The 22,662-nt window shown below is 74.1% G+C and carries 20 protein-coding genes; 7 read left to right on the top strand and 13 right to left on the bottom strand.

The window, feature by feature from the left end; all coding sequences use genetic code 11:
- The first annotated feature begins 35 nt into the window (after window positions 1-35).
- Complete coding sequence (pulA, locus tag ACFY0O_RS08315; protein WP_388944242.1) at window positions 36-5,420, top strand: pullulanase-type alpha-1,6-glucosidase; 5,385 nt, start codon at window positions 36-38, stop codon at window positions 5,418-5,420.
- A 51-nt stretch (window positions 5,421-5,471) separates the two neighbouring features.
- On the opposite strand, the gene ACFY0O_RS08310 is transcribed toward pulA, so the two are convergent.
- The 7 genes from ACFY0O_RS08310 to ACFY0O_RS08280 all read right to left on the bottom strand — a co-directional run bounded on the left by ACFY0O_RS08310 (window position 5,472) and on the right by ACFY0O_RS08280 (window position 12,459).
- Window positions 5,472-5,996: a GNAT family N-acetyltransferase gene (locus ACFY0O_RS08310; protein WP_365146430.1), complete on the bottom strand. Its 525-nt coding sequence runs from the start codon at window positions 5,994-5,996 to the stop codon at window positions 5,472-5,474.
- Between the two features lie 55 nt (window positions 5,997-6,051).
- Entirely contained in the window at window positions 6,052-6,768 is a 717-nt protein-coding gene (locus tag ACFY0O_RS08305; RefSeq protein WP_388944238.1) for a TetR/AcrR family transcriptional regulator, read from the bottom strand.
- A gap of 38 nt (window positions 6,769-6,806) precedes the next feature.
- Window positions 6,807-7,850, bottom strand: a complete 1,044-nt coding sequence (locus ACFY0O_RS08300) for a PDR/VanB family oxidoreductase (protein ID WP_388944235.1) — start codon at window positions 7,848-7,850, stop codon at window positions 6,807-6,809.
- Window positions 7,847-8,743 (bottom strand): metal-dependent hydrolase, encoded by an 897-nt coding sequence (locus tag ACFY0O_RS08295; RefSeq protein WP_358895671.1) that lies wholly within the window; start codon window positions 8,741-8,743, stop codon window positions 7,847-7,849. The genes ACFY0O_RS08300 and ACFY0O_RS08295 overlap by 4 nt, the downstream gene beginning before the upstream one ends.
- Before the next feature lie 176 nt (window positions 8,744-8,919).
- A complete protein-coding gene (locus ACFY0O_RS08290; RefSeq protein ID WP_388944232.1) occupies window positions 8,920-10,845 on the bottom strand; it encodes a hypothetical protein in 1,926 nt (641 codons plus the stop codon).
- A gap of 68 nt (window positions 10,846-10,913) precedes the next feature.
- On the bottom strand, window positions 10,914-11,708 hold the full coding sequence (locus tag ACFY0O_RS08285; protein ID WP_388944229.1) for a tyrosine-protein phosphatase: 795 nt from the start codon (window positions 11,706-11,708) through the stop codon (window positions 10,914-10,916).
- Between the two features lie 127 nt (window positions 11,709-11,835).
- Window positions 11,836-12,459, bottom strand: coding sequence for a rhomboid-like protein (locus ACFY0O_RS08280; RefSeq protein ID WP_388944226.1), 624 nt, complete (start codon window positions 12,457-12,459; stop codon window positions 11,836-11,838).
- A gap of 65 nt (window positions 12,460-12,524) precedes the next feature.
- On the opposite strand from ACFY0O_RS08280, the gene ACFY0O_RS08275 reads away from it, so the two are divergent.
- Window positions 12,525-13,697 (top strand): hypothetical protein, encoded by a 1,173-nt coding sequence (locus ACFY0O_RS08275; RefSeq protein WP_388944223.1) that lies wholly within the window; start codon window positions 12,525-12,527, stop codon window positions 13,695-13,697.
- 77 nt (window positions 13,698-13,774) lie between these two features.
- Window positions 13,775-15,271, top strand: a complete 1,497-nt coding sequence (locus tag ACFY0O_RS08270) for a PepSY-associated TM helix domain-containing protein (protein ID WP_388944220.1) — start codon at window positions 13,775-13,777, stop codon at window positions 15,269-15,271.
- Window positions 15,272-15,331: 60 nt separating this feature from the next.
- On the opposite strand, the gene ACFY0O_RS08265 is transcribed toward ACFY0O_RS08270, so the two are convergent.
- A complete protein-coding gene (locus tag ACFY0O_RS08265) occupies window positions 15,332-15,967 on the bottom strand; it encodes a winged helix-turn-helix domain-containing protein (protein ID WP_388944218.1) in 636 nt (211 codons plus the stop codon).
- Window positions 15,968-16,378: 411 nt separating this feature from the next.
- Window positions 16,379-17,398: a glutamine synthetase gene (gene glnII, locus ACFY0O_RS08260; protein WP_388944215.1), complete on the bottom strand. Its 1,020-nt coding sequence runs from the start codon at window positions 17,396-17,398 to the stop codon at window positions 16,379-16,381.
- 203 nt (window positions 17,399-17,601) lie between these two features.
- Between glnII and ACFY0O_RS08255 the strand changes: the two genes are divergently transcribed.
- Window positions 17,602-18,546 (top strand): Gfo/Idh/MocA family protein, encoded by a 945-nt coding sequence (locus ACFY0O_RS08255; RefSeq protein ID WP_388944552.1) that lies wholly within the window; start codon window positions 17,602-17,604, stop codon window positions 18,544-18,546.
- Here ACFY0O_RS08255 and ACFY0O_RS08250 read toward each other — a convergent pair.
- A complete protein-coding gene (locus ACFY0O_RS08250) occupies window positions 18,539-19,072 on the bottom strand; it encodes a hypothetical protein (RefSeq protein ID WP_388944213.1) in 534 nt (177 codons plus the stop codon). The genes ACFY0O_RS08255 and ACFY0O_RS08250 overlap by 8 nt on opposite strands.
- Window positions 19,073-19,212: 140 nt before the next feature.
- Here ACFY0O_RS08250 and ACFY0O_RS08245 point away from each other — a divergent pair, with 140 nt between their 5' ends.
- Window positions 19,213-19,560: a hypothetical protein gene (locus ACFY0O_RS08245; RefSeq protein WP_388944210.1), complete on the top strand. Its 348-nt coding sequence runs from the start codon at window positions 19,213-19,215 to the stop codon at window positions 19,558-19,560.
- A gap of 40 nt (window positions 19,561-19,600) precedes the next feature.
- Here the strand turns inward: ACFY0O_RS08245 and ACFY0O_RS08240 are convergent, their stop codons facing one another.
- Window positions 19,601-20,041: a MarR family winged helix-turn-helix transcriptional regulator gene (locus tag ACFY0O_RS08240; protein ID WP_388944207.1), complete on the bottom strand. Its 441-nt coding sequence runs from the start codon at window positions 20,039-20,041 to the stop codon at window positions 19,601-19,603.
- A gap of 66 nt (window positions 20,042-20,107) precedes the next feature.
- Between ACFY0O_RS08240 and ACFY0O_RS08235 the strand changes: the two genes are divergently transcribed.
- On the top strand, window positions 20,108-20,965 hold the full coding sequence (locus ACFY0O_RS08235) for an alpha/beta fold hydrolase (protein ID WP_388944204.1): 858 nt from the start codon (window positions 20,108-20,110) through the stop codon (window positions 20,963-20,965).
- 10 nt (window positions 20,966-20,975) lie between these two features.
- Here ACFY0O_RS08235 and ACFY0O_RS08230 read toward each other — a convergent pair whose 3' ends face one another.
- On the bottom strand, window positions 20,976-21,347 hold the full coding sequence (locus tag ACFY0O_RS08230) for an ArsC/Spx/MgsR family protein (RefSeq protein WP_388944201.1): 372 nt from the start codon (window positions 21,345-21,347) through the stop codon (window positions 20,976-20,978).
- A gap of 106 nt (window positions 21,348-21,453) precedes the next feature.
- Between ACFY0O_RS08230 and ACFY0O_RS08225 the strand changes: the two genes are divergently transcribed.
- Window positions 21,454-21,711 carry a hypothetical protein gene (locus tag ACFY0O_RS08225; RefSeq protein ID WP_388944198.1) on the top strand — a complete coding sequence of 86 codons (258 nt, stop codon included), beginning with the start codon at window positions 21,454-21,456 and terminating at the stop codon, window positions 21,709-21,711.
- A 41-nt stretch (window positions 21,712-21,752) separates the two neighbouring features.
- Here the strand turns inward: ACFY0O_RS08225 and ACFY0O_RS08220 are convergent, their stop codons facing one another.
- Window positions 21,753-22,658: a nuclease gene (locus ACFY0O_RS08220; protein ID WP_388944195.1), complete on the bottom strand. Its 906-nt coding sequence runs from the start codon at window positions 22,656-22,658 to the stop codon at window positions 21,753-21,755.
- Window positions 22,659-22,662 lie beyond the last annotated feature (4 nt).

Below are 22,662 nucleotides of genomic sequence, written 5' to 3'. Positions count from 1 at the left end.
CCGGGCGGCCCTCACCTCCCTGAGGAGAGACCCCCTTGACACGCCCCGCAGCGGGACTCGCCGCCGCCGCCCTGGCCGCGGCCCTCCTGCCGGCCCTGCCGCACAGCGCGGCCGCCGCCACGCCACCTGCCCCGCCCTCGGACGCGAAGCTCGCCGCCGAGCCCGCCCGCCACGACCTGACCCGCGAGCAGTTCTACTTCGTGCTCCCGGACCGGTTCGCGAACGGCGACCCGCGCAACGACACCGGCGGACTGGCCGGCAGCCGCCTCCAGACCGGCCTGGACCCCACCGACAAGGGCTTCTACCAGGGCGGGGACCTCAAGGGGATCACCGACCGGCTCGACTACATCAAGGGGCTCGGCACCACCGCCATCTGGCTGGCGCCGATCTTCAAGAACCAGCCCGTGCAGGGAGAGGGGGTGAACACCTCCGCCGGCTACCACGGTTACTGGATCACCGACTTCACCCAGGTCGACCCGCACTTCGGCACCAACGCCGACCTGGCCCGCCTCATCGACAAGGCGCACGGCAAGGGGATGAAGGTCTTCTTCGACGTCATCACCAACCACACCGCCGACGTGGTCGACTACAAGGAGGGCTCCCACGACTACCTCTCCAAGGGCGCCTTCCCCTACCTCACCAAGGACGGCGTCCCCTTCGACGACAGCGACTACGCCGACGGGAAGAAGAAGTTCCCCGCCGTCGACGCCGGCCGCACCTTCCCCCGTACGCCCACCGTCCCCGCCGCGAAGAAGGACCTCAAGTCCCCGGCCTGGCTCAACGACCCGTCGATGTACCACAACCGCGGCGACTCCACCTTCGCCGGGGAATCGGCGGAGCAGGGGGACTTCGCCGGGCTCGACGACCTGTGGACCGAACGCCCCGAAGTCGTCAGCGGCATGGAGAAGATCTACGAGAAGTGGGTCCGCGACTTCGACGTCGACGGCTTCCGCATCGACACCGTCAAACACGTCGACATGGACTTCTGGACCCAGTGGGCCACCGCCCTGGACCAGTACGCGGCCAAGCGCGGCCGCAAGGACTTCTTCATGTTCGGCGAGGTCTACTCCGCCGACACCGCCGTCACCTCCCCCTACGTGACCCGCGGCCGCCTCGACGCCACCCTCGACTTCCCGCTCCAGGACGCGATCCGCGCCTACGCCTCCCAGGGCGCCCCCGCCGGACGGCTCGCCTCCGTCCTCGGCGACGACTACCGGTACACCACCGACAAGGCCAACGCCTACGAGCAGGTGACCTTCCTCGGCAACCACGACATGGGCCGCTTCGGCAGCTTCCTGAAGCAGGACCGGCCCGGCGCCGGCGAGGGCGAGCTGCTGGACCGCTACCGGCTCGCCAACGAGCTGATGTTCCTCTCCCGCGGCAACCCGGTGGTGTACTCCGGCGACGAGCAGGGCTTCACCGGCTCCGGCGGCGACAAGGACGCCCGCCAGCCCCTCTTCGCCACCCGGATCGCCGACTACCTCGACGACGACGAGCTGGGCACCCCCCGCACCGCCGCGAGCGACGCCTACGACCCGGAGCACCCTCTCTACCAGCAGATCAGCGCTCTCTCGAAGCTGGTGAAGGACAACCCGGCCCTGCGCGACGGCATCCAGAGCGAACGCCTCTCCGACGGCGCCGTCTACGCCTTCGCCCGCACCGACCCCCAGACCCGCACCGAGTACCTGGTCGCCGCCAACAACACCGCCGAGCCGAAGACCGTCCAGCTCGACGCCCCGGCCGGCGCCCGGTACCGCACCCTCCACGGCGCCGCTACCACCTCCCTCTGGTCCACCGGCCTGACCACCGCCTCCCCGGCCGGCAAGATCACCGTCACCGTCCCCGCCCTCGCCACCACCGTCCTCAAGGCCACCACGCCCCTGCCCGCCCCCTCCACCGGCCCCTCCCTCACCCTCACGCCCCCCGCCCCCGGCGCCACCGGCACCGTCGAGCTGTCCGCATCCCCGTCGGGAGGCCCGCTGAACCGCGTCGTCTTCGCCGCCCAGACCGGCAACGGCCCCTGGAAGGTCCTCGGCTCCGCCGACCACGCCCCCTACAAGGTCACCCAGCCCCTCGACCCGGCCACCCCCGCCGGCACCCCCCTGCGCTACAAGGCCGTCGTCGTCGACCCCACCGGACGCACCGCCTCCGCCCTCGCCGCGACCACCGCCGGTCAGACCCCGCCGCCCACACCCCCCACCGCCACCCAGCGCGACTACGCCGTCGTCCACTACAACCGCCCCGACGGGAACTACACGGACTGGCGCCTGTACGCCTGGGGCGACCTCGCGGACGGCGAAGCCACCCCCTGGCCGCAGGGGCACCCCTTCACCGGCCGCGACGCCTACGGCGCCTTCGCCTACGTCCGCCTCAAGCCCGGCGCCACCACCCTCGGCTACCTCGTCATCGACAAGGACGGCACCAAGGACGTCGCCACCGACCGCACCCTCGACCTGACCCGCGGCGGCGAGGTCTGGCTGGAACAGGGCAAGGAGCAGGCCCGCACCGACCGCCCCGCCTACCCGCCCCAGGACCAGGCCAAGGCCGTCCTCCACTACAACCGCACCGACGGCGCCTACGACGGCTGGGGCCTGCACGTATGGGCCGGCGCCGCCACCCCCACCGACTGGTCCAAGCCCCTGCTCCCCGTCCGCACCGACCCCTACGGCGCCGTCTACGAGGTCCCCCTCGCCCCCGGCGCGTCCAGCCTGAGCTACATCCTCCACAAGGGCGACGAGAAGGACCTCCCCGCCGACCAGTCCCTCGACCTCAAGGCCACCGGTCACGAGGTGTGGATGCTCGGCGGACGCGAGAAGTACCTCCTCCCGCAGCCCGCCGGATCCGGCGCCGCCCTCGACCTCACCAAGGCCGAAGCCGTCTGGATCGACCGGGACACCCTCGCCTGGAACGCCTCCGCGACCGCCGCCTCCGCCCAGCTCCTCGCCTCCCGCGACGGCCGCATCACCGCCGACGGCGGCGTCCTGCACGAGGCCGGCGCCCCGTGGCTGCGCCTGAGCCGCTCCGCCCTCACCCCGGCCCAGAAGCAGAAGTTCCCGCACCTGGCCTCGTACACCGCCTTCACCGTCGACCCCCGCGACCGCGACCGGGTCCGCGAAGCCCTGCGCGGCCAGCTCGTCGCCAGCGCCCGCGCCGCCAACGGGGCCGTCCTCGCCGCCACCGGAGTCCAGCTCGCCGGCGTCCTCGACGACCTGTACGCCGCCAACGCCGCCCACACCCCCCTCGGCCCCGTCTTCAAGGACGGCCGCCCCACCCTCTCCGTCTGGGCCCCCACCGCCCAGCGGGTCGAGCTCGAACTCGACGGCCGCACCGTCCCCCTGCACCGCGACGACACCACCGGCGTCTGGTCGGTGCGCGGCGACCGCTCCTGGACCGGCAAGCCCTACCGCTACGCCGTCACCGTCTGGGCGCCCAGCACCCGCCAGATCGTCCGCAACCTGGTCACCGACCCCTACTCCACCGCCCTGACCACCGACTCCGCCCGCAGCCTCGCCGTCGACCTGGCCGACCCCAAGCTCGCCCCGCCCGGCTGGAAGGACCTGCGCAAGCCCACCCCCGTCCCCTTCACCAGCGCCCAGATCCAGGAACTGCACATCCGCGACTTCTCCGTCGCGGACCCCACCAGCAAGCACCCCGGCCAGTACCTGGCCTTCACCGACACCGACTCCGCCGGCATGCGCCACCTGCGCGAACTCGCCGCCGCGGGCACCTCCTACGTCCACCTGCTGCCCGCCTTCGACTTCGGCAGCGTCCCCGAGGACCCCAAGAACCGCACCACCCCCGGCTGCGACCTGAAGTCCCACGCCCCCGACTCCGAAGCCCAGCAGGCCTGCGTGACGGCCGCAGCCGCCAAGGACGGCTTCAACTGGGGCTACGACCCCCTGCACTACACCGTCCCCGAAGGCTCGTACGCCAGCGACCCGAACGGCACCGCCCGCACGGTCGAGTTCCGCAGGATGGTCCAGTCCCTCAACGGAGCCGGGCTGCGCACCGTGATGGACGTGGTCTACAACCACACGATCGCCTCCGGGCAGGCCGACCAGTCCGTCCTGGACCGCATCGTCCCCGGCTACTACCAGCGCCTCCTCGCCGACGGCAGCACCGCCACCTCCACCTGCTGCTCCAACACCGCCCCCGAGAACGCCATGATGGGCCGTCTCGTCGTGGACTCCGTGGTCACCTGGGCCAGGCAGTACAAGGTCGACGGCTTCCGCTTCGACCTCATGGGCCACCACCCGAAAGCCAACATCCTCGCCGTCCGCAAGGCCCTCGACGAGCTGACCGTCGCCAAGGACGGGGTCGACGGGAAGAAGATCGTCCTCTACGGGGAGGGCTGGAACTTCGGCGAGGTCGCCGACGACGCCCGCTTCGTCCAGGCCACCCAGAAGAACATGGCCGGCACCGGCATCGCCACCTTCTCCGACCGTGCCCGCGACGCCGTGCGCGGCGGCGGCCCCTTCGACGAGGACCCCCGCGTCCAGGGCTTCGCGACCGGCCTGTTCACCGACCCCAACGGCTCCCCGGCCAACGGCACCCCGGAGCAGCAACGCGCCCGCCTCCTGCACGACCAGGACCTCCTCAAGGTCGGCCTGACCGGCAACCTGGCCCCGTACGCCTTCACCGACTCCACCGGCCGCCGCACCACGGGCGCCGGACTCGACTACAACGGCGCCCCGGCCGGCTACGCGGCCGCCCCCGGCGACGCCCTCGCCTACGCCGACGCCCACGACAACGAGTCCCTGTACGACGCCCTCGCCTACAAGCTCCCCGCCGGCACGCCCACCGCCGACCGGGCCCGCATGCAGGTCCTCGCGATGGCGACGGCCGCCCTCTCCCAGGGCCCGGCCCTCTCCCAGGCGGGCAGCGACCTGCTCCGCTCGAAGTCCCTGGACCGCAACTCCTTCGACAGCGGCGACTGGTTCAACGCCCTGCACTGGGACTGCCGCGACGGCAACGGCTTCGGCCGCGGCCTGCCGCCCGCTGCCGACAACCGGGCCAAGTGGCCCTACGCCAAGCCCCTGCTGACCGGTCCGGTCCCCGGCTGCGCGGACATCGACGGCGCCTCGGCCGCCTACCGCGACCTGCTGAGGATCCGGACGACCGAACCCGCCTTCGCCCTCACCACGGCCCGGCAGGTCCAGGACCGGCTGTCCTTCCCGCTGTCGGGGCCGGGCGAGACCCCGGGCGTCCTCACCATGGCCGTCGGCGACCTGGTGGTCGTCTTCAACGCCACCCCCACCGCCCAGGTCCAGCACCTGGCCGCCCTCGCCGGCACCGGCTACGCCCTCCACCCGCTCCAGGCGAGCGGCGCCGACCGGGCCGTCAAGGCGGCGGCGTACGACCGGACGACGGGGGAGTTCACCACCCCGGCGCGCACGGTCGCGGTGTTCAAGCGCAGCTGACGCACCACGTCCGAGGGGGCGGGCACCGGGCGGCGTCCGGTACCCGCCCCCTCACACGTCGAGCCGCCGCTCCAGGAGGATCACCCCGTACACCCGGCCGTCCTTGCCCTGCTTCGAGGGGAACTCGCCCACGACCCGGTAGCCGGCGCCCTGGTAGTACGCCAGCAGCCGCGGGTTCGTGGACACGCAGTCCAGCCGCGCCCGCTCCCGCCCGGTCCGCGCGATCCGCCGCTCGGCGTGCTCCAGGATCCGCAGCCCGGCCCCGGGCGGCGCCGTCTCACGGTCCACCATCAGCCGGTGCACGTAGCCCGCGACCGGCGGCTGGACCCCCCACGCCTCCTCGTCGGACCACCACAGCTCGTACGCCCCGACGACCTGCCCGTCGGCGTCCGCCGCGAGCCACACCTCCCCGTCGCGCATCTTCCCGCGGAAGTGAGCGGCGTCCTTCTCGCCCGGCTTCCACTGGTCGATGCCCTGCTTGCGCATCCACCGGGCGGCCTGGTCGTACAGCTTCACCAGGATTCCGGCGTCCTTCTCCTCGGCCGCCCGGAACACGATCCCGTCGTCAATGATCACGCGGGCATTATCGCCAGCCACGCCGCCCGGTCCCACCCGCCCCCACGACGGACCGTCAGCTGTCCCGATCGCCTTCGCGCGGCCCCGGCACCAGCGCCGCCAGCCGCCCGACCAGCTCCCCGAACGGACCGTCGGCCGGCTCGCCCGCGAGGATGCGTACGAGGATCCCCGCCATCTCCGCGTCGTACGCGGCGCTCACGGCGGCCAGCGCGGCGAAGTCGTGCACCAGCTGGAGCTCCAGCTCGGCCCGCGGGATCCGCCGCCCGTCCAGCCACAGCAGCGCCGTCGACTCGGCCAGCGACACCCACGAGCGCACCACCAGCTCCAGGCGGGCCGGCGGCTCCGCCACGCCGATGTGCGACAGGATCTGCTCGTAGGCGGCCTGCCGCACCTCGTCGATCATCGCGTTGGCCCGGCTGCTGCCCGCCGCCGGACCGCCGCGCAGCAACGCCGAGAAACCGGGCCCGTGGTCGTCGACGAACGCGAAGTACCGGCCCATCACCCGCAGCAGCCGGGCCCCGAGCGGCCCCTCGTGCGGCTCGACGAACCGCTCGGCGAGCTCGTCCGCGGCCCGCCGCAGCGCGGCCTCGTACAGGCTCAGCTTGCCCGGGAAGTAGTGGTAGACCAGCGGCCGGGATATCCCGGCCGCCGCCGCGATCTCGTCGATCGACACGTCGTCGGGGGAGCGGTGGCTGAACAGCTCCAGGGCAACCCCGATCAGCTGCTGCCGCCGCTCCTCGACACCCATCCTGCGCCGTACCCCGGTCGTCATGGCGAACACCCTACTTCGAGGGCGGCCGGGCCAGTTGTTCAGAGGTCCAGCGTGAGGCGGTCCGACGCGGCGCGCGAGACGCACAGCAGCATCGAGTCCGCGCGCTCCTCGTCCGTCAGCAGCTCGTCGCGGTGGTCGACCGCGCCCGCCAGCACCCGGTGCCGGCAGGTCCCGCAGAAGCCCTGCTCACAGGAGTACGGGGTGTCGGGCAGGACCCGGCGCACCGCGCTCAGCGCCGATTCGCCGACCCCGACCTCCACCGCGCCGCCGGTGCGGGCGAGTTCGACGGTGAAGGGCCGGGCCGGCCCGGCCGCCGCCGCGCCGAACCGCTCCAGGCGCACCGCCGCGGGATCGGCCGCCGCCGCCAGGACCGCGTCCATCAGCGGCTCCGGCCCGCAGCAGTACACGAGCGTGCCCGGCCGGAGCGCGGCCAGCGGCGCCAGGTCGGGCAGGCCCGCCTCGTCCTGCGCGACGACGGTCACCCGGTCCCCGTAGCCGGCGAGTTCGGCCAGGAACGGCATCGTGGCCCGCGAACGCCCCCCGTACAGCAGGGTCCATTGCGCACCGGCCCGCGTCGCCGCGCGCAGCATGGGCAGGACCGGGGTGATCCCGATGCCGCCCGCGACGAAGGCGTACGAGGGCGCGGGCAGCAGCTCGAACCGGTTGCGCGGCGCCCGCACGTCCAGCTCGGCCCCCTCCACCAGCTGGGCGTGCGCCTCGCGCGAGCCCCCGCGCCCGTCCTCGACCAGCCGGACCGCGATCGTGTAGCGGCCGGTTTCGGCCGGGTCCCCGCACAGCGAGTACTGGCGCACCAGCCCCGACGGCAGCCGTACGTCCACGTGCGCGCCCGGGGTCCAGGCCGGCAGCTCGTCGGACTCCAGCACCAGCCGCAGCACCCCCTCGGCGGGCTCGGTGCGCGAGACGATCAGGGCGCGCAGCCAGCGGCGCGGGGAGTGGCCCGACACCGGGGTCTCCAGTGCGGGCAGCGGCCACAGGGGGGAGCGGCCGATGCGCCTGCGCAGCGCCCGCCGGGTGAGGACGGCGGCCCCCGCCACCGCCGTGACGGCCAGGGCCCGCCTCACGGCCGCACCCCGCCGTTGGCGCCGGGGGAGGAGGCCAGGTAGGCCACGGCCTGGGCGGTGGAACCTTCCTGCGAGGGGTGGTAGGTCCGGGACAGGTACGTCGGGATCGATCGGACCATCGCCCCGGTGGAGGGCAGGACCCCCTTCCGCCCGGCCCGGACGAACTGGCCGAGGGAGGCCTTGGCACCGGGGCGCAGGGGGTCGTTCTCCAGGAAGAAGCGGGCGCCGCGCTGCCACAGGAACACCAGGGCGGCGAAGGCGGTGGCCCAGGTCCGGGCGCGGCGCCGGTAGCTGCCGTCGACGTGCATGAACAGGTCGAAGGCGACGGAGCGGTGCTCGACCTCCTCGGCGCCGTGCCAGCGCAGCAGGTCCAGCATCATCGGGTCGGCCCCGCGCCGGTCCAGCTCCCGCGCGTTGAGCACCCAGTCGCCGAGGAAGGCCGTGTAGTGCTCGATGGCGGCGATCATCGCCACGCGTTCCATCAGCCACCACTTCCGGGCCCGGCCGGGCGGCAGGGTGCGGTCGCCGAGGAGCTTCTCGAAGAGCCAGTCGACCTGCGCGGTGTAGGGGGTCGGGTCGAGGCCGAGTCGCTTGAGGTGGGGGAGCACGTCGTCGTGCGCGGCGGCGTGCATGGCCTCCTGCCCGATGAACCCGACGACGTCCGCCCGCAGCCGCTCGTCCGTGATGTACGGGAGCACCTGCTTGTAGACGTGCACGAACCACCGCTCACCGGCGGGCAGCAGCAGGTGCAGCACGTTGATGGTGTGCCCGGCGAACGGCTCGCCGGGCAGCCAGTGCAGGGGGGTGTCCTCCCAGGAGAAGGAGACGTTCCGCGCCTGCAGGTCTATGTGCTCCGACTCCACGGGGGCGGGTGCGAGCGGCGTATTAGACATGGCGTCAATGTACTGAGGGGTACGCCCAAGGAAAACCCCTCCGGCACTGCCGATCCCGCATCTTTCAGCCTCGCCGGCGTTTGAGGCGCGGGGGTCCGGGGGCGGAGCCCCCGGGGAACGGAGGAAGGGCGGGTAGGGGAGCGGCCCCGCGCAGCGGCCCCCCCGCCGGACAGGCCCTAGCGGAGTGCCCCGGCCCGGGTGCCGTCCGTCAGCTTTCCCGAGAGGTCCACCTGCGCCCCCTCCGGCGCCTTCACCGCCAGCCGGTTGCCGTTCGCGGTGCCGTTCACCCCGCCCCCCGTCGCCGTCAGGGACGTGAACTGCGCGCTGCCCGCCGCCAGGACGTACCACTGCCCCGCCCGGGACTTCCACAGCACCCCGGCCAGCACCCTCGGCTCCCGCGCCCCGCACGCCGCCGAGCCCTCCGCCTTGGCCGCCTGCGCGGCCAGCGCCGCCCCCGGCGCCAGGAACTGCACCTGGACCCGGTCCGCCGCCCCCTGCCAGGTCTCCGCCCGGCTACACAGCCAGGTCGCCGCCCCGTCGCCCTCCGGCAACGGCTGCTTCGCGTACGTCCAGGCGTTGACGGACCGCACCCCGTGCGACCGCACCGACGGCAGCAGGCACGCCGTCTTCGACCACTCGCCGAGCTCCGCCGCCTCCGTCACGTCCCGCGCGGCACCCGGCGCACCCGAGGTCAGCCGGGCCGGGGTCAGCTCGCCCAGGTCGGTGACCAGCCGCGTGGCCCCGTCGCCCGTCAGGGCCAGCGCGTTCCAGCTCGTGCACTCGCCGTTCGCCGCCGGACCCAGCACCGGCGGGGTCAGCCCGTCCGGGGTGAGCTTCAGCGGGGTCGGCTGGTCACCGGGCTTGAGCAGGTCCCGTACGGCGGCGCCGGTGACCCACGGGGCCGCCAGATAGCGGACGTTGCCGTCGACCCGGCTGAGCACCAGGGCGGTCGCGGTGTCCGCCGTCGCCCCGTCGGTCCGCGCGAAGTCCAGGGCCGCGCCGGCCGTCCCGTTGCGCGGCTCGGCGTACCGCACCACCCGCAGCCCGTCGTACAGCAGCACCACCACCGCCTGGTCGACGGTCCCCGCGAACAGCAGCTGCGGCGGCCCCATCGGCGGCCCCGACGGGGTGCCCGGGGTGGCCGACACCACCACCGACGCGCCGGGCCGGGCCCATACGGCCAGCGCCCGCCGCAGCAGCTCGGTGTCCGAGACCCGGTCGCCGCGCGCCGGCCAGACGGAGTAGTCCGTACGGGAGGACGTCTTCCACGCCGTGGCCGCCACCCGCACCAGCTTCCCCGGGTCCAGGGCCTGCTGCGCCACCGCGTTCTGCGCGTACGGCGGGGCGGCGGGCCCGTCCGCGCCCCAGCCGCCGCCCGGCAGCGCCAGCAGCGCCCCGCACACCGCGAGCGCGGCCGCCCCGGCCAGCGCCGCCCGGGCGAAGCGGCGCCGGCGCAGCAGGTCGGTGGGCCGGGCCTGGAGCACGCAGGGATCGAACTCGGGGGAGGCGAACAGGGCGTCGTGCGCCGGATCCCCGGACTCCGCCACGGCCGCCGCCGGATCGGCCACCCCGGCCTCCGCGAGCACCCGCAGCACGTCCGGCTCCGCCAGCCCCTCCAGCGCCCGCAGTACGCACGCCGCCCGGCCGGGGCCGTTCAGCGTGGCCAGCCACTGGTCCAGCGCCAGCTCCTCGGCCCCGCCCGCGCGCGGGAACAGCCGCAGCCCCCACACCTGCGGGAGCAGCGCCGGCAGCTGCCCGCGCAGCGGGAGCGCCCTGAACGTCAGCGGGACCCCGGCCTCCAGGGCGGACCGCAACACCCGCAGCCGTACGTACGCGTACCCGGACTCGGGGCCGCCCAGGCCGCCCCGCTGCGCCGGCACCCCGCCCTGCACCTCCGCCTCCGTGCCGGAGGCCCGCCGCCCGCGCGGCAGCGCGCGCTGGGCCAGCGAATGGGCGGTGAGCACCCGCCGGTTGCGGCCGAGGGAGGGCGGCAGCACCAGGTAGGCGAGCCGCACCAGCCGCGGGTAGTGCTCGACGATGGCGGCCTCGGCCTGCTCGACGTCGGGGGGCAGGGGTCGGGTGGCGGTATCCGGCGCAGTCACGTTCAGCAGAACGAGCGAATCGTGGGATGGTCACCCGCACCGGCGCACCCGTTCGGACGAACTGCCGGTCAGGCGACGAGCCGCGCGCGCAGCGCCTCGACCGTCTCGTCCGGGACCTTCAGGCCCTCCCGGACGTACTTCTCCATCGACCCGAAGCGCAGGTAGAGCTCGTCCAGGCCCGCCTCCAGGTACGAGGGGAACACCCCGATCAGCGCCAACGCGATGTCCGGGTCCCCGCCGGCGGCCGTGAAGCCCTCGATCAGCGGGGCGAAGGCCGCCTTCACCGCCGGGTTCACCGACAGGTATTCGGCCATCAGGGTCTCGTCGTCCGCGCCGAGCAGCGACAGCAGCACGGTCGCACCCCAGCCCGTGCGGTCCTTGCCGGCCGTGCAGTGGAACAGCAGCGGGCCCGCCTGCGGGTCGGCGGCCTCGGTCAGCAGCGTGCGGTACGCGGCGTGCGCGGAGGCGGTGGTGACGAAGGAGCGGTAGACCGAGCCGAACAGGACCTGCGCCTTGCCGTCGCCCAGGTGCTCCTCGGCCACCACCGGGTCGGTCAGGAGGTCCTTGAGCTGAGCGGCGGCGGGCATCCGCGACTCGCTGATCTTGTCCGCCAGGACGTCGCGCACCAGTAGCCGGGCGCCCTGCGGTATCCGGTCCGGGTGGTCGGCCCGCTCGGCGTCGCTGCGCAGGTCGATGACCGTGCGCAGGCCCAGGGCGGCGATCGCCGGGTCGGCGTCGAGGTCGAGCCGGTCGAGGGCGGCCGAGCGCAGCACGAGGCCGGGACGGACGGTACGGCCGCCGGCGAGCGGGGTGCCACCGAGGTCGCGGAGGTTGGCGACGGTGGTGGAGGTCGTGGCGGTCATCGTGGCGGCTCCAGCGTTGGGCGCGCGGCGCGGGGGGCCGGCCGGGCGGGGTGAGGTGACTCGTGTCAGGCGTGTCCTGCGGGTCGCGGGGCGGTGGCGGCCGCGGCGCGTCCCTTGCTCACATAGCTCACATATGAGCGATTTTCCGATGGTTCGACCGGGAAAGATAATCGACGGCGAACGAGACCCCCATGCCGAGGCCCAGCGCGACGAGGTGCCCGGCGTCGGTGAAGGTCCGCTCCCGCCGCAGCACCGGCCGCACCGCGAGGGCCAGCAGCCCGACCCGCACCGTCGTCCGGACCGCCCCGCGCGGCAGGGCCGAGGTCAGCGCGCCGAGGACGGCGTTGAACCCGTAGCTGGTGCCGACGTCCACGGCCCGGCGGGTCTCGCGGTCGGCCGTCCGGCGCAGCACCCCGTAGACGAGGAGCGTCGCCGAGGCGTGCCCGAAGAGGAACACTGCGGCCGTCCACCAGGCCCCGTACGCGTACTCCGCGTAGCCCAGCACCGCGACCAGCAGCAGCGCGTACGGCAGCGGCATCGGCTCCTCGACGACCAGCGCACTGCTCAGCAGGGTCTCCCAGCGGCCGCGGTCGAGGTTGTCGACGTTCGTCGAGCAGTCGCGCAGCATCCGCTCCCGCTCGGCCGGAGCCAGCCGCTCCAGCGCGTGGGCCCCCAGCTGGACCCCGCCGGTGTAGAGCGCGCCCAGCGGCCCGAGGGGGAGCGGGGACCATGACCGTGGCAGTGGATTCACCCGTCCATGATCGGATACGGGTCCGGCGCGGGCGGCGGCGGGCCCCGTGAGAGCATGACCGGGACATGTCTGAACCCCGCCCCCGCGTGCCGATGCGCGCCCCGCGCGCCGCGATGTTCGCTGCGGTGTGCGTGGCGCTGGCCGCCGTGGGGCACGCGCACATGTCGGGTACGGACATCCCCCTGCCCTGGCTCCTGGGAGCCTTCGCCGCCACCGCCGCCCTCGCCTGGACGGCCGCGGGCCGCCGCTGCGGCCCGCTGGGCATCACGACGGCCCTGCTGGCGGTACAGGCGGCCCTGCACGTCACCTTCTCCGCAGCCCAGGGCCCCACCCCGACGGCGGCCCACCACCACCCCGGCACGACCCACGCCGGCGCCGGCCCGGGCCATGCACACACCCCGGCCCATGCCGTCCCCGGTCCGGACCGTGCCACGGCCCCGGCCGGTGCCGGGTTCGGGCCCGCCGCGGACGCGGCCGGTGGGGCGGCCCACGCCCCGGGTGCGGCGCACGCCGGGGACGCGGCCGGTGCCGGATTCGGGCACGCTTCGGGGCTGGCTGATGCGGGTTCGGCCCATGCCTCCGGGCTGGCCGACGCGGCTCATGCCCCGGGTGCGGCCGGTGCCGGGATGGGGCATGGCCCGGGGCTGGCGGATGCCGGTTCGGCTCACGTTTCAGGGCTGGCCGATGCGGCCGGGGCGGCTCACGCGGGCGGGGTGCACGACCCGGCTGCCCTGGCGCACTCCGCCGGCCTGATCGACCCCGCCGGAGTGGCCGACGCCGCCGGGATGGCCCACTCCGGCATGGCCCATGCCGCCGGGATGGCTGACGGCATGGCGGACGGGATGGCCTCCACCACCGGTACGGCCGACGGCATGGCCGGGCTCGCCGATCTGCTCGGGATGGCCGGGCACGGCGGCTTCGGCATGGTCGCCGCGCACCTGCTCGCCGGGCTGTTCTGCGCCCTCTGGCTCGCCTGGGGCGAGGCCGCCGTGTTCCGGCTGGCCGGGGCCCTCGGGGCCACCGCCCTGCTGGCCGCCCGGCCGCTCGCCCGGGTCCTCGCGCTGCTGCGCACCCGGCCGGTCCCCGTACCGGGCCCGCCCGCGCAGCGCCCCTCGTACCGCCCGCCCCGCCGCCTGCGCGGGGCCGTGCACGCCCACACGGCCGTCCGCCGGGGCCCGCCCCTTCGGCGAGACACCCGCACCACGGCCCTCCGGCCGCTTCCCGCCCGCGCCGCCTGACCGGCGCGCCCTCCGTCCGCGAGGGGAGGTGCGAGACCGGGGGCCGATCCCCTGTTTCGCCGAACCCTAGGACCGACATGTCCCTCGACGACCTCACGGCCGCCCCCAAACGAGCCCCCGAGCCCGCCCCCGCCCCCGGCACCGAGCCGGACCCCGCGCCCGTCAGTGAGCGTGGTGGAGCCAAGCGGGGCGGGGGATGGGGGGCGGTGCGGCCGTTGTTGCTGCGCGTGCACTTCTACGCCGGGCTGCTCATAGCCCCCGTCCTCTTCCTCGCCGCCGCCACCGGCCTGCTCTACGCCGGGTCCTGGCAGGCCGAGCGGATCCTCTACTCCCACGAGCTGACCGTCGACCGCGTCGGCGAGGCCGCCGTCCCGCTCAGCACCCAGGTGAAGGCCGCCCAGGCCGCCGAGCCCCGGGGCAAGGTCGTCGGCGTGTGGCCCGCGCCCGAGGCCGACGCCACCACCCGCGTGATCATGGAGGCCCCGGGCCTGGCGGAGGGCCAGACCCGCACCGTCTTCGTCGACCCCTACACCGCCGAGGTCCGCGGCCAACTCACCACCAGCGGCGACGCGCTGCCCCTGCGGGCCTGGCTCAGCGAGTTCCACGCCAGCCTCCAGCTCGGGGAGTTCGGCCGGAACTACAGCGAACTCGCCGCCAGCTGGCTCTGGATCGTCGCCCTCGGCGGCCTCGCCCTGTGGATCGGCCGCCGCCGCACCCGCAAGGCCGCCCTCCTCGTCCCCGACCGCAAGGCCACCGGCCGCCGCAAGACCCTCTCGTGGCACGGCAGCATCGGCCTCTGGGCCACCGTGGGCCTCGTCGGCCTCTCCGCGACCGGTCTGACCTGGTCCAAGTACGCCGGTGAGAACATCGGGCAGCTCCAGGACCGGCTCGGCGGGGCCACCCCCGCCGTCTCCGCCACGCTCAACCCGGGCGACGGCGCCGCGGGCGCCGACGCAGGTGGCGAGCACGCCGGGCACATCATGCCCGACGGCACCGAGATGACCATGCCGATGCCCGCCACCGACATCGGCATCGACAAGGCCGTCGCCGCCGCCCGCGCCGCCGGGGTCACCGAGAGTCTGCGCGTCACCCTGCCCGCCAAGGGCAAGGGCTACGTGGTCAAGGAGGCCGACAAGACCCTGCCCGTGCACCTGGACTCGGTCGCCGTCGACCCCGCCGACGGCCGGATCATGGACGAGCTCCGCTTCGCCGACTACCCGCTGCTCGCGCAGCTGACCCGGTTCGGGATCGACCTGCACATGGGCCTGACCTTCGGGATCGCCAACCAGATCGCGCTCGCCGCGCTCGCCGTCGCGGTGATGTTCCTGATCGTCTGGGGCTACCGGATGTGGTGGATGCGCCGGCCCACCAAGGACCGCGCCCTCTCCGTCGGCCGCGCCCAGCCGCGCGGCGCCTGGCGCAGGCTGCCGGTGACCGTGCTGCTGCCGTTCGCCTGCGTGACCGCGCTGGTCGGCTGGTTCGTCCCGCTGCTGGGACTCAGCCTGCTGGCGTTCCTCGTCGTGGACGGGGCCCTCGGCCTCGCCGCCCGCAGGCGGGCGCCGAAGGCCGCGTAACGCGCAGGACGGTGGGCCCGTACGCACCCGGCGGGTACGGGCCCACGGCCAGGTCGTCCGTCACGGCGTGTACTTGTACCCCACGCGGCGGACGGTCTGGATCGCGCCGCGGTGCGCCGTGCCCAGCTTGCGCCGCAGGCGGGCGATGTGGACGTCGACCGTCCGGCCGTCGCCGACGTGGCCGTAGCCCCACACCGTGGTCACCAGCTGGTCCCGGCTGTGCACCCGGTGCGGGTGCGCCACCAGGTGGGCGAGCAGCTCGAACTCCAGGTAGGTGAGGTCGAGCAGTTCGCCGTCCACCTCCGCCGTGCGCTGCGCGGAGTCGATCCGCACGAGCGCGTCTCCGGTGGTGGTCGAGGGCTGCGCCGCAGGCTGGACGGGAGCCACGGCCCCGGCCGCCGGTCCCTGCACCGCCACGGGAACGGAGTGCGGGGCGAAGGCGATCGGCTGCTGGTCGGCCGGTACGAGGACCAGGTAGCCGACCATCGGCGGCTGGCCGGGCAGCGTGGGCACGGCGTGCTGGGGCGCGGGCAGCCAGGTGGCGCCCGGCGGGAGCAGGTCCACCACCCGGGTCACCTCGTCCCGGTCCACGGCCCGCAGCCGATGGCGCGGGCCGGCCGCCGGGAACGGCGGGAAGGGCAGGGGGGCGGAGGTCGCGGCGGAGGCGGCAGAAGTGAGGGAGCGGGTGTTCGCCATGAGTGGTCAGCTCTTTCACGCGGAGTGGTCGGCAGAAGACGTACGTGTGCATGAGCACGTGTGCGAATGCACGTAGTCGTTGCGTACCGCGCAGACCGAAGGCCCCGGGCGGGTCTGGTGAGAGGTCCCGGAAGGCTTTAGAGGGCCGGCGCGTTCTCGGCGCGGCAACACACCCGGTCGAAATCGTGGTCCTGACGGGACGGCCAGAACGGCTCCAGGTCGCTGCGACCTGTCGGGGTGTACGGATGGCTGGCCATGGGCGTCATTGAAGCAGAAAGCACGGGCCTGGGGCAGGCCGCGTCTCACTTGGTGGATCGGAATCTCATATTCCGTCGTCATGTCTTCGTCAGGCCGTCACAATCCCGACAAACCGTCAACAGGAAAGCCGCTTCCTCCCGTCCGTTGCCCGGGTCAGACCAGGCCGTCCCGCTCCAGGCCGGTGCAGCAGGTGTCCACGATCAGCCGCGTCACCACGTACGGGTCCACGTTCGCGTTCGGGCGGCGGTCCTCGATGTACCCCTTGCCGTCCTTCTCCACCTGCCACGGGATCCGGACCGACGCGCCCCGGTCCGAGACGCCGTAGCTGAACTCGTTCCACGGGGCCGTCTCGTGCAGCCCCGTCAGGCGCTCGTCGATTCCCGCGCCGTAGTTCTTGACGTGGTCCAGCGGCTTGCTGCCCTCGCCCAGCGCCTCGCACGCGGAGATGATCGCGCGGTAGTCCTCGCGCATCGCCTTCGTGGAGAAGTTGGTGTGTGCGCCCGCGCCGTTCCAGTCGCCCTTCACCGGCTTCGGGTTCAGCGTCGCCGACACGTTGAACTCCTCGGCCGTGCGGTACAGCAGCCAGCGCGCGATCCACAGCTGGTCCGAGACCTCCAGCGGGCCGACCGGGCCGACCTGGAACTCCCACTGCCCCGGCATGACCTCCGCGTTGATGCCGGAGATCTCCAGGCCGGCGGCGAGGCAGTGGTCCAGGTGTTTCTCGACGATCTCGCGGCCGAAGATCTCGTCCGCGCCGACCCCGCAGTAGTAGCCGCCCTGCGCCGCCGGGAAGCCGCCGACCGGGAAGCCGAGCGGGCGGGCGCCGTCGAAGAAGGTGTACTCCTGCTCGATGCCGAAGACCGGCTCCTGCGCGGCGAACTTCTCGGCGACCGGCCGCAGCAGCGCGCGGGTGTTCGACTCGTGCGGGGTCATGTCGATGTTCAGGACCTCGCACAGCACCAGGATGTCCTCCCCGCCGCGGATCGGGTCCGGGCAGGAGAAGACGGGCTGGAGCACGCGGTCGGAGGCGTGCCCCTCCGCCTGGTTCGTGCTGGAGCCGTCGAAGCCCCAGACGGGCGGCTCCGCCCCGCCCTTCAGGATCTTCGTCTTGGAGCGGAGCTTCGCCGTCGGCTCGGTGCCGTCGATCCAGATGTACTCAGCCTTGTAGCTCACGGGCCCATCCATCCTGACTCTGCGGGTGCTGCGGGGGCGCTGCGCGGGTGTCGCGGTCCTGGCCGAAGCGTCCCCCTGCCCGATTTCTCCGCCGTTGCCCGTATGTGAATCCCTTGTTACCGGGGTTTACGCCGCAGGTGGGGCGGTGTGCGCGGGTCGCCGGCCGCACACCCGTCCGGGTGGGGCAGACTGAGCAGGTGAGCATTTCGTATGATTTGAACTCTTCCGGGGAGGGCTCCGAGTGGGCCCCCGGCCGCCCCCGTCCCCGCGTCGGCCTGCTCGGCACCGGCCCCTGGGCCCGCCGCACCCACGCCCCCGCCCTCGCCGCCCACACCGGCTCCGACTTCGCCGGTGTCTGGGGGCGCCGCCCCGAAGCGGCGGCCGAGCTGGCGGGCGCGCACGGGGTGAAGGTGTACGAAGACCCCGACGAGCTGTTCGCCGACTGCGACGTGGTGGCCTTCGCCCTGCCGCCGGACGTCCAGGCCCCGCTCGCCGTGCGCGCGGCGGCCGCCGGCTGCCACCTGCTGCTCGACAAGCCCGTCGCCACGACGGCCGCGGACGCCCGCGCCGTCGCCGACGCGGCCGCCGCGCACGGCGTGGCCTCCGTCGTCTTCCTGACCCTCCGCTTCGCCGAACCCACCGCCGGGTGGGTCCTCGACCAGGCCAAGCGCAGCGGCTGGTTCACCGCCTCCGCCCATTGGCTCGGCGCCGTCTACCCGCCCGACGGGGAGCCCAGCGCGTACGCCGAATCGCCCTGGCGCAGGGCCAAGGGCGGCCTGTGGGACGTCGGCCCGCACGCCTTGTCCGTCCTGATCCCGGTCCTGGGCGACGTCACCGCCGTCACCGCCGCCCGTGGCCCGTCCGACCTGGTCCAGCTCGCCCTGCGGCACGACTCGGGCGCCGCCAGCACCGCCGTCCTCAGCCTGAGCTCCCCGCGCGCGGCGGCCGGGGTGGGGCTGGAACTGCGCGGTGCCGAGGGCGTCTTCGGCCTGCCCGGCTGGAGCGACGTCCCCGGCGCGTACGGGCGCGCCCTCGACGCCGTCCTCACCGCCGCCCGCACCGGCGTCCCGGACCCGCGCGGGGCGGAGTTCGGCGCCCGGCTGACGGAGATCCTGGCGGAGGCGGAGGCCCAGCTGGCGGCTATTTGATGAGGGCGTTGGCGACGATGATGGCCAGGCCGATCGTGGCGTCGGCCAGGCCGATCAGCAGCGCCGAGGTGAGCCGGTAGCCGACCCGGACCGCCACGAAGGAGCCCCAGGCGAAGAGCAGCGCGGTGTTCAGCCCCAGCCCGACGGCCGTCACCCCGTACGACTCCCAGTGCGCGACCCCGGCGAGGACCAGCAGCAGCACGGTGGGCAGGGTGGCCGCGATCATCGGCCACTCGTTCCACAGTGCCCGCACCAGCAACCGCCACCGGAGCGCCGCCGAACCGGCCTGGTGGGTGGTCATGTGGTGCGAGTACCCGTGCGCGAGGCCGGCGGTGGCGGCGGTGACGAGGACCCAGCTGGCGTCGTAGAAGGGGGTGTACTCCCCGCCCTTCTGGTCGAGCGCCGCCAGCAGCCCGCTGGCCAGCACGGTCCCGTACACCCCGCCGAACATCCAGTCGGCCCCCCGCCGGGGCGGGGGCAGGGGGTGCCCGGCGGGGGCGGGCTGCTGCGGGGGCTGGTCGGTCACGGCGGATCCTTGCACTGGGGTGCGGTTTGCTGCGGAATAACCCTTTTGCTTCCGTCCCCACCCTACGAGGTGCCGGGTGGGGTCGAGGTGAAGAGCCACGGCCCCGGGCGCCGGAGTCGGCCGCCCGTAGAGTCGTCCGCATGGATACGGAAAGCCTCCTGGCACCCCACGCCGTCCTGATCAACGGCACGGTCGGTGTCGGCAAGACGTCGGTGGCCGAGGGCGCGGAGGACCGCGAGGCGATCGCCGACGCGCTCGGCACGCGCCTCTCGGTCTGCCGCCTCCGGGCCGACCTCCCGGCCATCCACCAGCGCCTGACGCACCGCCACGCGCACGAGCCCGAGGCCCTGCGCTGGCACCTGGCCGGGTCCGGGGAACTGGCCGCGATCCTGGAACGGGCGGCGGTCGACGACTTCACCCTCGACGTCACCACGTCCTCGATCCCCGAGACCGCCACCGACGTGCTCGCCCAGCTGGGCTGGTCGTAGCGCCGGACGCCGTCCGACGGCCCCCGGGGGGGGTGAGTGCTCAGGCCCCGCCGAAGGCCTCCCGCGCCGTGGTCAGGAAGCGGCGCACCGCGTCCCGTTCCGCCGGGGTGAACGAGGCCGAGACCCCCGCCAGCGTCTCGATCGCCGGGCCGAAGAACGCCTGGCCCAGGCGGACCGCCTCCGGGGTGACCGAGAGCAGGACGCGGCGGCGGTCGTGGGGGTCGCGGGTGCGGGCGACGTGGCCCAGGCGCTCCAGGCGGTCGATCACCGCCGTCGTGCCCGCCGAGTTGAGTCCCAGACGGGTGCCCAGGAGGCCCGCCGTGGCGGGTTCGGCGGCGCGGGAGGCGTCCAGCAGGCAGACCAGGGCCCGTACGTCCGTCGGGTGCATGCCGTGGGCTGCGGCGAACTCCGCCTGTCGGAGCCCGAATTCGACGGCCACCGCCCGCAGCAGGTGCACCGGTTCCAGGTGGTTGTCGTCCACGTCGCCTCCGGCCTAGGATCTCTCGCTGAGCGAGATTATCGCCCAGCGAGAGACCGGGGGAGTGCCGTGGGGAAAGAGGTGCCGGCGTCCTTCCGTGCCGCCTACGACGAGGCCCTCGCGCGGTGGCCCGTGCCCGTCGAGGCCGTCGACGTGCCCACGCCCTACGGGGTCACCCGCGTCAACCGCTGCGGTCCCCCCGGGGCGCCCCCGCTGGTCCTGCTCCCCGGCGGCGGGGCCACCTCCACCGTGTGGGGCGCCTGCGTCGCGGCCGGGCTGGCCCGGGACCGGCGGGTGTACGCCGTGGACCTGGTCGGGGATCCGGGGCTGAGCGTCCCGGAGCCCGGCCTCGGGATACGGACGCCCGAGGACCTGGCCGGATGGCTGGACGCGGTCCTGGACGGGCTCGTGCCCGAGGGGCGGATCACCCTGGCCGGCCACTCCTACGGGGCCTGGATCGCCGCCCAGTACGCCGCCCGCCGGGTGGGCTGGTACGCACCGCGCCCGCGGCTCGACCGCCTCGTCCTGCTGGACCCCACCCAGGTCTTCACCGGCCTGAGCCCCCGTTACGTCCTGCGGGCGCTGCCCGTACTGGCGCGGCCCACCCCGGGGCGGATCCGCTGCTTCCTCGCCTGGGAGACCGGCGGGGTCCCGCTCGACCCGGCCTGGCTGCGGCTCCAGGAGGAGACGGCCGCCTTCCCCACCGCCCGGCCCGTCACCGGGCCCCGCCCGGACCTGACCGGGCTCGCCCCCTTCGGCCTCGACGTCCTCTTCGCCGGGCGCGCCCGCTGCCACGACCCCCTCCGGGCGCTGGCCACCGCCACGCGCACGCTGCCGGGGGCGCGGGTCCGGCTGCTGCGCGGGGCCTCCCACCACGCGCTGCCGCTGACGGAGGCCGGCGAGCTCGTCCGCCTCCTCGCCCCCTGACCGGCCCCGCCTACGCCGTGCGGGACAGGGCGTCGCGGACCGCCTCCTCGGAGCGGGCCACGACCGCCGTGCCGTCCTCGGCGGTGATGATCGGGCGCTGGATCAGCTTCGGGTGGGCGGCCAGGTGGGCGATCCAGCGGGCCCGGGCCTCGTCCGTCTCCTCGCGCGGGAGGTCCCGTACGCCGGTCTCCTTCGCCAGGGGGTCCGAGGTGCGGGTGATGTCCCACGGCTCCAGGCCGAGCCGGCCGAGCACCTCGCGGATCTCGGCCTCGGACGGCACGTCCTCCAGGTAGCGGCGCACGGTGTACTCGGCGCCCTCCGCGTCCAGCAGGGTCAGCGCGCTGCGGCACTTCGAACAGGCGGGATTGATCCAGATCTCCATGCCCGCAAGGGTAGTGGGGTCCCTTGCGGCCAGGGCTTTTGTCAGTGCCCCCCGGTAAAATCGAGGGAGAACGACAGGAAGCCAACTACCGTTTGGGAGGCTGTAGATGGCCGCTGCCGCGAGCATTGTGATGCCCAAGAAGAAGCCGTTGCCGGCGGGGCTGCCCCGCGAGTGGTACGAGAGCCACAACCGCCGCCTGAAGGCCATGCGGCTGGCGATCTCCCTGCTCGACACGGGGACGTACGACGCCAAGCGCGCCACCAACCGCAAGATACGGACGATGGCCGTCCGGGTGGGGATCCACCGGCCGTCCAACCTCACCTGCCGGATGGTCCGCGCCTTCATCGTCGCGAACTCCGGCTGAGGCGGCGGCGGGCCGGCCGGTGCCCCGGCCGGCCCGACCGCTCACTTCTCGACGAAGACGATCTCCTGCGGCGGGTGGGTCATCCGCACGGTGTCGCCGGTGACCTCGACGACGTGGTGCATGCCGCTGTACACATCCGGCTTCCCCTGGAGGTAGAAGCGGTCCTCCGACGCCCCCGCCAGGTAGGCGCGGAAGCAGGACAGGGAGGGGTCCGAGGGGCTCAGGTCCAGGTAGTCCTTCAGCCGGCGGAAGAGCTTCGGGAGGATCACCGCGCCGTTGGGGGCGGTGAGGGAGTCCAGGCCGGTGACCTTCGTGCCGGTGGTGGTCGAATCCTTCTCCCACACGCTCTTGCCCGGTGCGGGGGCGGCTGCCGCGGCGGCCGCCGCGGCGGTGAGGGAGGCGCGCAGGAGCTCGGGGAACTCGCTGTAGTAGGTCGGGTAGGCCAGGCCGGCTTCGATCTGCTGGTAGTTGGCCGTGTTCCTCAGCATCCGCTCGTCGACCTCGACGGCGTAACCGTTGGGGACCGGCTGGAACTTGCGGCCGACCAGGGCGACGCAGCGGCCGAAGATGTCGGCGCCGCGGGTGAGGATGTAGCCCTCCGCCGCCTCGGGGGTGCTGCTGCTGATCTTCTCCTGATCGTGGTCGTCCCGGTCGAAGGCGGTGAAGCCGAGCGCCTTCAGGAGCCCTTGCGTGGCTTCGTGCGCCAGGGGCAGGGGCTGGTGCTGCTCACCCGACGGCGAGGTCTCGGCGCCGTAGTGGGTCTCCGGTGCGTCGATGCCCTCCAGCCGGATCGCGGCGCTGCCGTCCCACCTCGGTACGACGGGTCTGGCCCCGGGCACGAGCTTCCAGTCGGCCACGTCGTCGGGCATGAAGTTGACGGTGTCGCCGTCGGGCTTGAAGCCTCTCACCCGGAAGGTTCCCTTGATCAACAGCATCGGCATGGACATGGCG

The organism is Streptomyces sp. NPDC001594, from assembly GCF_042893675.1.
Lineage (GTDB): Bacteria > Actinomycetota > Actinomycetes > Streptomycetales > Streptomycetaceae > Streptomyces.
The sequence above is the reverse complement of the archived record's forward strand: the minus strand, read 5'-3'. Positions and strand labels throughout refer to the sequence as shown.

Bases quoted from the DNA above. Each gene is read 5' to 3' on its own strand.
- ACFY0O_RS08305 (WP_388944238.1), bottom strand. From the start codon at position 6,768: ATGACGACCGGGGTACGGCGCAGGATGGGTGTCGAGGAGCGGCGGCAG.
- ACFY0O_RS08295 (WP_358895671.1), bottom strand. From the start codon at position 8,743: ATGTCTAATACGCCGCTCGCACCCGCCCCCGTGGAGTCGGAGCACATA.
- ACFY0O_RS08285 (WP_388944229.1), bottom strand. From the start codon at position 11,708: ATGACCGCCACGACCTCCACCACCGTCGCCAACCTCCGCGACCTCGGT.
- ACFY0O_RS08275 (WP_388944223.1), top strand. From the start codon at position 12,525: ATGTCTGAACCCCGCCCCCGCGTGCCGATGCGCGCCCCGCGCGCCGCG.
- ACFY0O_RS08270 (WP_388944220.1), top strand. From the start codon at position 13,775: ATGTCCCTCGACGACCTCACGGCCGCCCCCAAACGAGCCCCCGAGCCC.
- ACFY0O_RS08265 (WP_388944218.1), bottom strand. From the start codon at position 15,967: ATGGCGAACACCCGCTCCCTCACTTCTGCCGCCTCCGCCGCGACCTCC.
- ACFY0O_RS08245 (WP_388944210.1), top strand. From the start codon at position 19,213: ATGGATACGGAAAGCCTCCTGGCACCCCACGCCGTCCTGATCAACGGC.
- ACFY0O_RS08230 (WP_388944201.1), bottom strand. From the start codon at position 21,347: ATGGAGATCTGGATCAATCCCGCCTGTTCGAAGTGCCGCAGCGCGCTG.
- ACFY0O_RS08225 (WP_388944198.1), top strand. From the start codon at position 21,454: ATGGCCGCTGCCGCGAGCATTGTGATGCCCAAGAAGAAGCCGTTGCCG.
- ACFY0O_RS08220 (WP_388944195.1), bottom strand. From the start codon at position 22,658: ATGTCCATGCCGATGCTGTTGATCAAGGGAACCTTCCGGGTGAGAGGC.